Origin of the sequence: Bradyrhizobium sp. 179, from assembly GCF_023073535.1 — a bacterium.
Taxonomy (GTDB): Bacteria; Pseudomonadota; Alphaproteobacteria; order Rhizobiales; family Xanthobacteraceae; genus Bradyrhizobium.
Genome location: NZ_JADPJR010000097.1, coordinates 1 through 12,538, shown reverse-complemented (window position 1 = coordinate 12,538; position 12,538 = coordinate 1). Strand labels below are relative to the sequence as shown.

10 protein-coding genes and 3 pseudogenes are annotated in these 12,538 nt (G+C 59.1%); 7 read left to right on the top strand and 6 right to left on the bottom strand.

Annotation, left to right across the window (positions count from 1 at the left end):
- Positions 1 to 5 precede the first annotated feature (5 nt).
- The gene (locus IVB12_RS21975; protein WP_247280577.1) at positions 6 to 320 is read right to left on the bottom strand and encodes a hypothetical protein; all 315 of its coding nucleotides are present in this window, start codon (positions 318 to 320) and stop codon (positions 6 to 8) included.
- 522 nt (positions 321 to 842) lie between these two features.
- On the opposite strand from IVB12_RS21975, the gene IVB12_RS21970 reads away from it, so the two are divergent.
- Complete coding sequence (locus IVB12_RS21970) at positions 843 to 989, top strand: hypothetical protein (protein WP_247301798.1); 147 nt, start codon at positions 843 to 845, stop codon at positions 987 to 989.
- Between the two features lie 270 nt (positions 990 to 1,259).
- A complete protein-coding gene (locus IVB12_RS21965; protein WP_247301795.1) occupies positions 1,260 to 1,673 on the top strand; it encodes a hypothetical protein in 414 nt (137 codons plus the stop codon).
- A 175-nt stretch (positions 1,674 to 1,848) separates the two neighbouring features.
- Here the strand turns inward: IVB12_RS21965 and IVB12_RS21960 are convergent, their stop codons facing one another.
- A complete protein-coding gene (locus tag IVB12_RS21960) occupies positions 1,849 to 2,175 on the bottom strand; it encodes a nuclear transport factor 2 family protein (protein WP_247301792.1) in 327 nt (108 codons plus the stop codon).
- 1,070 nt (positions 2,176 to 3,245) lie between these two features.
- Here IVB12_RS21960 and IVB12_RS21955 point away from each other — a divergent pair.
- A pseudogene (locus IVB12_RS21955) lies at positions 3,246 to 3,573 on the top strand (low affinity iron permease family protein); the annotation flags it as partial.
- Here the strand turns inward: IVB12_RS21955 and IVB12_RS21950 are convergent.
- The 3 genes and pseudogenes from IVB12_RS21950 to IVB12_RS21940 all read right to left on the bottom strand — a co-directional run.
- Positions 3,550 to 3,801 (bottom strand): annotated as a pseudogene (locus IVB12_RS21950) (NYN domain-containing protein); the annotation flags it as partial. The pseudogenes IVB12_RS21955 and IVB12_RS21950 sit on opposite strands and share 24 nt — an antisense overlap.
- Before the next feature lie 660 nt (positions 3,802 to 4,461).
- Positions 4,462 to 4,683, bottom strand: a complete 222-nt coding sequence (locus IVB12_RS21945) for a hypothetical protein (RefSeq protein ID WP_247301790.1) — start codon at positions 4,681 to 4,683, stop codon at positions 4,462 to 4,464.
- A 13-nt stretch (positions 4,684 to 4,696) separates the two neighbouring features.
- A complete protein-coding gene (locus IVB12_RS21940) occupies positions 4,697 to 7,828 on the bottom strand; it encodes a GAF domain-containing protein (protein ID WP_247301788.1) in 3,132 nt (1,043 codons plus the stop codon).
- 843 nt (positions 7,829 to 8,671) lie between these two features.
- Here IVB12_RS21940 and IVB12_RS21935 point away from each other — a divergent pair.
- From IVB12_RS21935 to IVB12_RS21925, 3 genes and pseudogenes are all read left to right on the top strand, one after another.
- The gene (locus IVB12_RS21935; protein WP_247301772.1) at positions 8,672 to 8,848 is read left to right on the top strand and encodes a hypothetical protein; all 177 of its coding nucleotides are present in this window, start codon (positions 8,672 to 8,674) and stop codon (positions 8,846 to 8,848) included.
- Positions 8,849 to 9,082: 234 nt separating this feature from the next.
- Positions 9,083 to 9,235, top strand: coding sequence for a hypothetical protein (locus IVB12_RS21930; RefSeq protein ID WP_247301768.1), 153 nt, complete (start codon positions 9,083 to 9,085; stop codon positions 9,233 to 9,235).
- Positions 9,236 to 9,437: 202 nt separating this feature from the next.
- Positions 9,438 to 9,760: pseudogene (locus tag IVB12_RS21925) on the top strand (transposase); the annotation flags it as partial.
- A gap of 183 nt (positions 9,761 to 9,943) precedes the next feature.
- Here the strand turns inward: IVB12_RS21925 and IVB12_RS21920 are convergent.
- Complete coding sequence (locus IVB12_RS21920) at positions 9,944 to 11,248, bottom strand: glycosyltransferase family 39 protein (protein ID WP_247301766.1); 1,305 nt, start codon at positions 11,246 to 11,248, stop codon at positions 9,944 to 9,946.
- Positions 11,249 to 11,695: 447 nt separating this feature from the next.
- Here IVB12_RS21920 and IVB12_RS21915 point away from each other — a divergent pair.
- Positions 11,696 to 12,538: transposase (locus IVB12_RS21915; RefSeq protein WP_247301763.1), on the top strand; the 843-nt coding region annotated here is incomplete at its 3' end.

The following is a 12,538-nucleotide window of genomic DNA, read 5'->3' as shown; positions in this document are numbered from 1 at the left end:
CCTCCTTACTTCGCGGGATTGACGTTGCCTTGGAAGTCAACGCTGACATCGGTCTTGGTGCCGGCCTTATCGGCCTTGCCTCGCCAGACGCCTTCGTTGTCCTTCTGCAGGCCGGAGACGTTGGAATATCCCGCGTTCTCGATCCGCGACTTCGCCTGTCCCTCGGTGAAGCTGTTGCGGCCGGCGACCGGCGCGTTCGAATTGTTCTGGTCGGAGCTGTTGACGGCATTGTTGCCCGGTCCGCTTTGCGCGGGCTGGGCGCCCGCGGGCGCAGATGCGAGCAGCAACAAGGTTGCGGCCAGCAAAGTCAGACGTGACATGTTTTGTCTCCTGCTATGGATTGTGCCGGCGACAACAAGCGAGCTTCGAATTGGTTGCCTGCGATCGAAGGCACGGAGTGCCGCAGCACGATCTTGCTGCGACCGAGCTTGGGAAGGCGCTGAAGTTAGGAACTTCTGCCACTTTGTCCCGTTGGCCGACCTTTCGATCCGGCCGCCACTTCAACACGCGACCGCTGTTCAATTGCGCCCCATGGCGGCGTGCACTTTTGGACATTCCCTTGAAGCCGTCTGTGCTCTGTTGAATCAAGGTCAGCATGGACCGAGACAGAGACAAGCGGATTCTTCAGGAACTGCTGGAGCGCTGCCGGAAGCTCTCGCGTGATTTTCCGAGCGGGCCCACGGCCGAGCATATCCGTGAGCTGGAGGCCGAGCTGCTGGACCACCTGCGTGCGCTCGAACGGAGTGATGTAGGAACTTGGGTAGGGAAGTTGCCCTTCTCGAACGCTTCGACTCTCCAAGGCGACCTATGCAATCCCGCTATCCGTTGTTGAAGAATGGACAGTGGAAGAGCATGAGCAATTAAAGGGCATGGCTGAAGCGGGCCGGCAACCGGACGAGATTGCGAAAGAGCTCAATCGCAGTGAAGCGGCCGTCAGGATACGCGCCTGGCAGCACGGCATTGCGCTGCGCCTCAAGCGCGGCAAGTGAGCGCAGCTAGACATCTACTCACAAATCATGCGTTGAGCTTGAGCGCTCCAGATGATGTCCGCTCATCCCTCGACAGCGGCACAAACGGCCGACATCGTTGAACGCCGCCGATGGGCCACACCGAACATAAGGCTTTGCCCAAAGCGGAGTTGGTGAATGGGGCGCGCCTCGCTGGGCCTTGCGGTTCTCCGGGCTCAGGTGTGAGATGATGCCAGGCACCTGGCCAGGCGGTCAGGTGCCGTGGCAGCTTTCATCAGGGAGGGCCTAACAATGGCACCAACGGCACCAGGTGGTATCAAAAAGAAGAAGGGTGGCGGAGAGATGACGGTCCCGGAATTTGCGATGCCGGCAAGTGCTGTTCCCGGCATTGCGCAAGTGATCGTCAATGCATGGCAAGGCGATCCAAGCCTCGACAAGATACTGGACCGTACCACGGCCGGACCGAACAAAGGAATGGCCACGGCAGATGCCGTCGCGCAAGCCACAGCGGCAATCAATGCAGCGGCACCGGGATACGGTTTAATGCGGGCCGTAATAATCTCGGAAGACGAGCACGATAGTGGATACACGATGGAAACTGACGAAGATGTGGTCTTCGTGCTTCCAAAAGCTTCACGCGTGAACGGAACAAATCTTCTTGAGACGGCCAAGTTGCTAATGGCCTGTACGCCAAACGGGATTTAGAAACTCCGCAGCGTTGACGTGGGGCCGCGCTACATCGGCGCGGCCCCTCTATTTAGCGCTTGCAGAGCGCATCGGCGAGACCATCGGAATGGCGCGAGGGCTGACGGAGGCGGAGGATCGCATGGCGACGGCGATCACTTACCAAGGAGCCGACGGTGCTTTCATGAGTACGGCCTTAGTTCGAAGGACCGCAAACGTGCGAGGCGATCTGCCCCTGCGCGTTGAAGCTCAGGCTTGCGCTGACGACGCCGCCGCTCGCGATATATGAAATGACCGTCGTATCTCCCGACGGCTTGAGGTCGTTCAGGCTTGTGGCGGGATAGTCCCGCAGACGATCGCGCCAATAGGCGCGTCGGCCATCCTTGCCGGAGCACGTCTTCATGCCGCCGCAGCCGCAGTGAATCACCGCGTCATCGGCATACATTCCCAGGATGGTCTCAATATCGCCGGCGCGGTAGGCATCAAGCCAGTCGACCGCAGCGGCCATCGGGTCAAAGGACATCGTCCTACCTACGTGCCGTTTCGTCGGCCGGCGGTTTAGGACAGGCACAATGAATGCGACGTGAAAGTCGTGGCGGGTGGCCGTTCACCTATCTGTCGGAAGGGTGAACAGGAGCTTGCCGCATTAGTCTATGCCGGGTGCAGACGGCGCCCGGCGGCTTCGCGCATTGCGGTGTTCAATTGTGCACACAAGTCGCGTGGCCAGGCGGCGCCCCCGACGAAACGCGCCTGAAACAATGCTCAAACCCGATTGTCCTGAACTCCACAGCCGTCGCCTCTGACCAACCCTGCGAAAAGGAGACAATCATGATCCAGGTCGGTTCGAAGGAAGAAGTCGCGTTGGTGCTGGCGCTGTTCGTGAGAAGCCCACCGTCAGAGGCCCCCGAGCAGGAGAGTTCAGCATGGGAACGATCGCATCGCGGCGAGAGAAGTCGGAGCAGGTGACGCGAGCGGACAGAATCCGTGACCTCAACCGCAAATTAGACCAGAAAATCGAAGAGCGCAGAGAAGAGCAGAGAAGAAGAGAGTGACTTCGGTCCACCATATCCGGAAGCTAACCCGCAGCGAGACGTCCGTTGATCCAAGCGCCGGGGCTCAGCAACAGCGTCGATGTTTGCCCGTCGGAACGAGGAGATGACACACGTATCCGCGCAATGTCCGGTGTGGATGCGAAACCAGAACCGCTGAACTGCCTTTCAGGGCGTAAACTTTAAAGAGTCCGATCAGCGCACTGCTTGTCTCGGATACCTGCAACTCCTGAGCCCTACCACCCGCTCAGATCTCCAGGCTCAAGCGTTGCCGGGGCAGCGCATATGCTCGGACGTAGTCACCAAGCTTGGGGCTGTGACCGTCGGCCGAGCATCGGGACCCGAGCGATGGGTGGCGGCAGCGATGCCCCGTCCCTGATCGTCCGAACGCGGTGCTGTCACACGATCTTTGTTGGAACCTGGCGAGCCTACTCTCAACAGCAAAGAATCACGGGAACTTAGTCATGGCTCCCTGACCGGACTTGTGCCGTGGGAAGTATGCCAAACTCGACCCGGCCCAAGGAAGACACGAACGGAGAACAATATGCAACAAAATGAGCATCACCGCGAGACGACCCCGCGATTCTTCGCGTCCATTGCCAACAAAGCCTCGCAGGCAGCCGGCCGCGCATCCACGTTTTTATTGGCTTGCTTGGTGATCGTCATTTGGGCGTTCGCCGGACCTCTGTTCAAGTGTCTCTGACACCTGGCAACTCGTCATCAACACTGGCACGACCATCGTCACGTTTCTGATGGTCTTTCTGATCCAGAATTCGCAAAACCGGGACAGCGCGGCGATCCAGGTTAAATTGGACGAGCTCATCCGCACCGGCGCCGTCCAGAATTCATTTGTCGGAATTGAGCATCTCTCCGCGGACTCCATTGTAGTCCAGCCAGTCGACCAGAGGCCGGAGCGAGGAGAACTCCTGATCCTCGATGATTGCGGTGTAGTAGAACGCCCGAACGAGCGGCCCGCGGCTCTGGAATTCGATCAGCAGCCGCTTGTAGTCGATGTCGAAGCCCAGGGTCTTCGAAGTGGCATGCAGGTTGGCGCCGTCGATGAAGAGAGCGAGCCTGCTAGGGACGGGCGACGTGAGCACATCTCGGCTTGCCCCACGCGGAGCAACGCGCTCCCGCACGAGGTCTGGTTATTGGTAGCTGAAGGCGGGGCTGGGGCGGCTTCGATGCTGCCGCTCACTCGCAGTGCCTACGCGAGGCACGTCGGCTCCGACGCGTGTGAAGGTAGCTTTAATCGATTGGGCTTTCAATCGGTTTGATCCTCCCGCGCTTGAACCTGCCACGCGGAGGGAAGACAGAGCACAAATGGAAGTCCCTTTGGCCGATCCTACGGTGGCAATGCCCGACCAGCTGCCCATTTTCGAGACCCATCTCAAGAAGCGTGGCCGCATCTGGAAATGGTACGTGTGCACGACTGACGGCGAGGTGGTCATGCAGGGGGCTGAGAGCAGGAGGCGGGCCGCGAGGTACCATCCAATCGCGCGCTTCTGCTGACGCTGCTGTCGGCCGCCCATCGGTCCGTACGGCGCGGCGAGCCGGAGCCGAGCCGCCACGTCTCGCGCCGGAGCCACTCGGCCGGTCGAGCGCAGCGGGACCCGCTCACCGGCAAGATGCCCTAGCTCGTTCAAACTCGCGTTGATGCCGCTGAAGGACTGGCCATCCGCGCCGACGGCGTCCTCGTCGCGGCCTCCCCCCGGGAATCGGTCAGACGGCGCCTTCGACCGGGACCGCCCGGCGCGGCGCTACGGCAGCTGGCCGAGAAGTCGTCCCGATGGAGCTAGTTGGGTCTTTAGAGCCGCGGGCGTCTGCGCGCCGGCGGACGAAACCAGGATCACGTCGAACTCGCCGCCATCCGGCCATCCTGCGGTCCCGTCGCCATGTCCGGCAGCCGAAATGCCGAAGGCGCGATCGGGCGCGCTGCCAGAGCAGTAGCCGCGGTAGACTATAGGCCCATAAGCAGTCATTCCGCGCTTCGGCTTAGGAGGGCGTGCCCTTGGCGCGCGGCAGGTTAATGACGAACTCGGTGAACTCGCCGAGCTTGGTCTGAACGTCAATCCTGCCGCCGTGCTGTTTTACAATGATGTCATGAGCCATCGAGAGGCCGAGTCCTGTTCCTTCCCCGGTCGGTTTAGTGGTGAAGAAAGGATTGAAGATCTTTTCTAGGACCTCAGGTGGGATGCCGGTACCGTTGTCTCGGATTCGGATTTCGATCGTCTTCCCGAGATTCCTAGTGGCAGCGGTGAGAACCGGCTCAAAGGCCTCGCCGCCTGCTTCTGCCTGTCGCCTGGTCAACGCGTAAAAGCCGTTGTTGAGCACATTCAGGAGGACGCGCGAGATCTCTTGTGGAAATGCTTCGACCATGCCGACCGCGGGATCGAGCTCGCATTTCAGCGTGACGTTGAACTGTGGCTTCTCGGCGCGGGTACCGTGATAAGCGAGGTTGAGGCTCTCTTCGACCAGGGTGTTCACGTCGGTCGGCCGGTGGTCGCCGCTGCCTTCGCGCGAATGCAGTAGCATGTTCTTGACGATGGAATCTGCGCGCCTGCCGTGCTGAACCACCTTCTGCAGATTGTCCTTCAAGAGGCCCGTCAGTTCATCGACTTCGTCGCGGATATTTCTGGTGAGACTGGCGGACTTCAGAATGTCATTGAGCTCGCCCGTCAGTTCCGATGAGAGTGCAGCGAAATTGTTAACGAAATTGAGCGGGTTCTTGATCTCGTGCGCGATGCCGGCCGTGAGCTGGCCGAGTGAGGCGAGCTTTTCGGTCTGGATCAGCCGGTCCTGCGCGGCGCGGAGGTCGTCGAGTGAGGCGGCAAGTTCTTGGGTGCGGGACTGCACTTCGTCGAACAGGCGTACATTCTCGATCGCGATGACTGCTTGGTCGGCGAAGCTCGCAACGAGTTCGATCTGCTTTTCGCTGAACGGTCGGACGTCGCGACGGGCGAGGACAATGGCCCCGACCGGGCTGCCTTCGCGCAGCAACGGTACGCCGAGAAAGCTGCGCGGATTGCCGCTCAATTCCTGGCCTTCAAAGAAGTAGTCAGGGTCTTCGAGCACATCAGTAACGTGGACCACCTTGTCGCCGAGCAAAGTCCGGCCCGTGATCGTGCGCTTGTCGGGTTCGACCGGGAGGTCTCTCACATATTCGGCGAATTTGGCTGGAAAGCCGTACGAACCCGCTCGGAAATAAAGATCGCCAGCCTTGCGGGTGATCGCCGCCATATCGGCTTCGCATAGTCGTGCCGCCGATTCCACCAGCGTATTGAGCACGGCCTGCAAGTCGAACGCCGAGCGACTGATCACTTTGAGCACATCGGCGGTCGCCGTCTGCTGTTGCAGCGACTCGCTCAAATCCTCGGTGCGCTCGCGCAATTCCCTGAGCAACCTAGTGTTCTCGATGGCGATGACCGCCTGGGCAGCAAATTGCTGCAGTAGCGCGATCTGCTTTTTCGAAAAACGCCGGTTCTCCTGCCGGAAGATCATGACGTTGCCGACCACTCGCTCGTCCTTGACTAATGGCACCGCTAGTAGGCAGCGTGCGCCGCCGAGGTCGACCAGCGCTCGACGGTTGGACTCTCCGCTGCGATAGGCGTCCGACTCGAGCAGGTCGGCGATTTCGATGAACGCTTCACCTTTCAAGAGGCGCGCGGGCGCGGTGGCAGGACCATAGTTGAGGGGTTGCTTGCGCCGGAACTCATCGTAAGCGGCGGGCAAGCCATAAGTTGCCGCTGTATGGAATTGCTCGCCATCGTAGGTGTTGAGCACGCCGAAGCTGGCGCTGCAGAGCTGCATAGCCTTGCTCAGCATCGCGTCGAACACCGGCGCGAGATCGCCGGCCGATCGGCTGATGACGCTCAGCACTTCCGATGTCGCGGTCTGCTGCTCGAGCGATTCAGTCAACTCGTGCGTCCGCGCCTGCACCTCCTCGAATAGGCGGACATTGCCGATGGCGATCACCGCCTGATCGGCGAAGGTTTGCAGCAAGGCGATCTGCTTCTCACTGAATGAATTGACCTCCGCCCGACGAAGCACGATCGCGCCGATGCTTTCGCCATCACGTAGCAACGGCGCACCCAGGAGAGTGTGGCAGCCGTCGACCCGCGACATTTCGCGAGCGATCGCAAATTCCGTGCCTTCGTCGGAAAGCACGTCGTGGACGTGCACCGGTTGCCTATCGGCCATGGCACGGCCCGAGATCGACGCCCGGTCGTTGGACCAGCACTGCTGGCTCATCGGAATCGGACCATGATGGGCGCCCAGGCGCAGTTCGTCGCCGTCCCTCAACACTACGACGGCATCATAGGCTTCACAGAACTCGCAGGCACTTTGAACGATCGCGCTGAGGACCGGCTCGAAATCGGTGGGGGAGGAGGCGATCACGCGGAGTATGTTGGCGCTGCCTGTCTGGTACCGCAGGGCTTCGCTGAGATCATTCGTGCGCTGGTGCAATTCCTTCAGCAGCCTTGCGTTCTCGATCGCAATGACAGCTTGCGCGGAGAAATTCCGGACCAGTTCGATCTGTTTGCTTCCGAAAGGCCGGACCTCCCGGCGGTAGATGGCGAAGGCACCGATCAGTTTGTCATCCTTGAGCATTGGTACGAGTAAAAGGGTACGCGCTCCGGCGATGTCGACTAGCTCGGAGAATCGTGGATCGCGATCGATGTAGCTTTGTTCGTTTCTGACGTCCGGAGTATGAATAACCTCTTTCGTGCGGATGACGCGGTTTAAGGGAACATCCGGATGGGGGTGAAGGACCACTCCGCCTTGACGTCGCGCCTCAGCATAGGCCGGCGGCGCGCCATGCAGCGCGGCCGTGGCGAACTCCTTGCCATCGTAGAGAAACAAATTGCCGAACTCGGCTTGACAAAGCCGGAGCGCATTTTCGACCATCGCATTGAATACCGGCTCCAAATCGCCGGCCGATGAATTGATGACCCGCAGCACTTCGGCGGTGGCTTTCTCCCGCTCCAGCGCTTCATCGCGCTCGCGTTTTAAGCGCCTTTGTTGAGCAATCGTTGCCGAACGACCACTTGGCTTCGCTTGGGGAGTCGCCGCCTTGTCGCGCGCCTCCTTACCCGGTTTGCAGCCCGCGCTTGGACGCCGCGTCATTGTCTTCCTCTGTGCCCAGTCAAAGTATCCTAACCGCTCGAGCCCGCGAGCCGGAAGCCCTCGCAGTGCAGCAAATTTGCCTGCGCCACTTCCATTCCGAGCCAGAGGGACATCAGCGCTTCGCATCCGGGTACTAAGCCTGCGCCGTGTGGACACTGCGGGTCATCTGCTCTGCCCACGCCGGATTGTGGGCCTTCGGTTCCAGTACGGCGTCGAAAGGGGGTGTCGGCGACACCAGAACTCATTCCGGCGACCGCTGCGAATAGGCATGGGCTCGGCGAGCCCCGAGCGTCTGACCAGCATCACATTCTTACCCGCGTACTTGGGCGCTGTTCATGCCGTATTGGTACGTTGCTTCAACCCCGATCTAAGTTAGCGCGCTTGACCATTTTCGAACTACTGTGCCATTGCTGTCGGGCTAAGGACACAATGCCATTCGGGCACCGAAGACAAAGGGCCTCCCCTATCTGCGGCAAGCCGATGCAGGCTATTCCCTCAACGTCGGGGAAAGCTGGGCATCGCTGCAACAGCTGCGACGAAGTTGATCCCATGAAAAATCCGGCTGTTCGGGGCTGGTTTGAAAGTCCTTTGAAGGCGCCCGAGAGATAGCCGCTCAAACATCGATCCGGAGTCACGACTACCGCAGAGGCCGGACCGGCGTGCGGCCAAGACCCATTTCGTCAAACCAATGACGCGGAGACTCCTGGGTCACGAAAACGAGCATTGAGGCCGAGCACCTTCACACCACCGTCGCACAGCTTGGAACTGAACCATTGAGGCTGTGGTTAGGGAAAGGAGGAGTACCGCCATGAGTAAGGTCGGACAGGCGCGGATCCCCCGGTCATGACCGTCGGCGACCTCATCGATGAACTGTGCCGATTGCCGGATACGGCGATCGTTAGCTTCCACTGCCCAATGCTGGATCAAGAATTTACATTTTACCGGCTTCGACGTCGATCGAAGGACATGGTCGAAATCGAAGTGAACGCCTATCCGCAAAGCATCCCATCCGCCGCTTGAGAATGGAAGCCGGGTCCCGGGAACGACATCTCGGTCCCCGCATTAACATTTGAGACCGCCGCTCGCCGTACCGATCAGACGGCGCACGTCGCGGGATAGCCAAAGGTCACTGGACCCGCTGTTTCAAGACCCGCGTAGATAGCCAAAGGCGGCGGTCTCGGCCTCTTCCTTTTGAGAATGAGGCATGGGCAGGGTCCGTAATGATCGCTTTGACCTGGCTCGCGGGACCAAGCCATGCGCAACATCGACATCGACCGGTCACACAGCTTCGCAATCGTTCGCGAGATTGGTGAGCGACTGCGAGCATTGCTGCAAGAAAAACCCGAGTTGCCCCCGAGCCTTGAAAAGCAGATGCGGCGATTGCGCGAGTTGGATGAGGCGTCGTGAATCATATCCGAAGAATCGGCACTCTTTTGACGAGTTCAATCACGACCTTTCGCGAGGGCAGCAGACCAAATCGGCGCGCTTCACGTTAGCCATCCCAACGATTTCAGCCTCCGTGCAAATACGGACAACGGGGACGGCCGGGAAAATCAGGCATAGCATTTGGCTCCCTCAAGGAGGGGGCCATGCGCCGCCTGCAGGTTGCGCCAGCAAGCGCGATTGTGATCGATGCGCATTGAAGGCTCGATGTTGCCCCAGGCAGGCTTCACGGAGAGTAGCGCGCTCGATCTAGAGGGCGCTCGCGACATGGCGCGCCAGATCGCGACATCGTGGGAGGGAGGCACCTCGCGCCGGCTCCGCAAGAAAATCGAGATGTTGTTCGCGCAACTCAAGCGCATTCTCAAGCTCGACTGTTTGCGTTTACGAGGTCCAAACGGCGCGCGTGACGAGTTCATCCTCGCAGCCACCGCCCAAAACCTTCGAAACATGGCCAAGCTGATCCCGATGCCCAGGCCGAGGCTCGCATAGAGGCGGTTGAGCAGTTCGGGCCATGTCGCGGCGGAGCTATTACAACTAAATACTGCCGGCCTTTTTCAACAGAATCGATCCTGAGCGGAACCTGAGCTGTTTATGGAATTTCTGATTGAGATTGTCACGAGCATAGGCGACTCATACTCAAAGTGCTTCGGCCGGGAAGAGGGTACCACCGGGTCACCGCGCATACGAAACTACTCGAATGCCTTGAAAATCGGTTCGGTAAAGTTCGTGCCAGCCACGCCGTCGCAGTTCGTCGGTGAAGTCAACCACCCGGGACAGCTCGGTGGGTTGCTCATCATGAAGGCCAAATACGCCAAACAGAGCGGAAGCCGGCATTGTAACTGGCAGATCACCGATCTTCTTAGCACCCAATTCGCAGGATAGAGGCCTCTTGTAGTAACGGAGCGGGATCGCTCCGTAGGCTGGAACGACAAGCACACAATCCGTTGGTTGCATCCGCGTGTCCAAGAATGATGCCACACTGCGCCAATCGTCTTTCGGGTAGGCGTACACAGGTCGGCGCAAGAAGGGCAGGCTTGCCAAAGCAATGGCGGCGACACACACAATTGAAAAGATCCCACTTCGCCAATCCTTGGCATACTTTGTCCAGCCGAACCCGGACAGTAGTAGCAGAGGCGGATGAGAGCCTATTACGTACCGTGCTAGGAACATGGGTTGCCATAGGATCGAAACGACAATTCCGACTACCAGTGGGACGACGACCCAGGCGCATAGGAAGGCCAAATCTCGGCGCCGTGCCCCCACCACGCCGACAACTGCACCGATCAGTGTGATGCCAAAAAACAATCTTCCTCCCGCAAGGGCTCCTAGCTCTTTGCTCAAAAAAGCAGTGGTAAGTGGCGGTATCCAGAATCCGCCAGCATCAATTGTCCGAGCATGCCCAGCGAGTATCAATGCCCAGGGCATAAACCCGATGGCGACTATAGTGTTCGATGCCACCCAGACCAGGATGGTCCTCCGCGAGAACCAAATGGGCAGCAGAAAAAGCGCGGCGAAAGCCAATGCGATCACAACCCAGTCGAGTAGTCCGTAAGGGTGCGAGTAAACCAGAGACAGTCCTGAAAGCGATATCCAGGCACCCCGCAGCATGGACGGTGCCCGCAGATAGTAAAAGCAAGTAGCTGCATAAAGGGTCGCGGCAAGGGCCAATAACGAATACATCCTTGCTTCCTGGGAATAAATTATACTGAACGGTGAAAGGGCTAACATAGCCGCACCTACTAGCGCCGCTTTTCGGCCGAGCGTCATTGTGCCTAACCAATACAGGACACCTATGTTTGCGAGGCCGAAGATCGCCGATGGAAAGCGGATACTCCATTCGTCAGTACCCAGAAGCTTAATCGCGACGAAAAGCGCCAGGTTGTTGAGAGGGGGATAATTATCCTGAGAGGTGCGTTGTATCAACGCGGCAAGCCCGTCCTTGGCTTGCGTCCATGATACTACTTCGTCTAACCACAAACTTTCGCTTCCAAGACTGTGAAAGCGGAGCCAGCCAGCCACGGTGAGAACTACAGCAATTGCTGCGAACGTTGCCCCGTGCGTCCTCTGGGTTGCTTCCGTGGTTCCGAGCACACGAACCTCCCTTGTGATTCGAAGCGTCCTGGGCAGGCGCAGGACATTCCGCAACCGGCTCATCGGGAATTCACACTGCAACTTTGCAGCTGTTGAATACGATCTCGGCAAACCCTACGATAAAGCCGCTCGACAACAAAGGCCGTTGTCATTTCGGATGAATACGAGTTCACTTGCTTTTGGAAAGAGAGGCGCGAGCTAGCCAGCTCGCCGTGTCGGTCGGTCATGAAAGCGCCGCCAAGTCTGCTACTGGCCGATTTTGTTGTTAAAGGCGGTAGTTGCGACTCAAGGATAGTAGTGATTCAGTCTGTCTAATTGGCAGGACTGAAGATCATGATGGGGCAGGCCGCGTTGTTCTATGAGTTCTCGCTCGAAAGACATATCCCGACTGATCACTTGCTGCGGTTGATTGACAGGTTTGTCGATCTTGAACAGGTCCGGCGGGACCTGGCGCCTTTCTACAGCAGCATCGGCCGACCTTCGATCGATCCTGAACTGATGATCCGGATGCTCCTGATCGGTTACTGCTTCGGCATCCGATCGGAACGGCGCCTGTGCGATGAGGTTCACCTCAATTTGGCCTACCGGTGGTTTTGCCGGCTCGGTCTGGACGGGGTGGTGCCCGATCATTTGACATTCTCCAAGAACAGGCATGGCCGCTTCCGGCAGAGCGACCTCTTCCCTCGCGTGTTCGAGAGCGTGCTGCGGCGCTGCATCGAGGAACGAGTGGTCGGCGGTGAGGGATTTGCAGTCGATGCGAGCCTAATCAAGGCCGATGCCAATCGGCAGAAGGGGATCGAAGGCGATAAGGGACTTCCGCCGGAGGCTGCCAGCCGAGCAATCGATGAGTATCTGGCTGTCCTTGATGATGCCGCTTTCGGAGCTGCGACCGAGGTTACCCCGAAGTTCGTATCGCCCTCCGACCCGGCGGCGCGCTGGACCGGCGCGCACGGCGGCCAAGCGTTTTTCGCCTATTCGACGAACTATCTGGTCGACATCGAGAACGCGATCATCGTCGATGTTGAGGCAACGACGGCAATCCGGCAGGCGGAGGTATTGGCCGCCAAGCGCATGATTGAGCGCTCGCTGGAGCGGTTTGATCTCTATCCGAGCCGGCTGCTCGGTGACAGCGGCTATGGCTCGGCCGAGATGCTCGCCTGGCTGGTCTATGAGCAC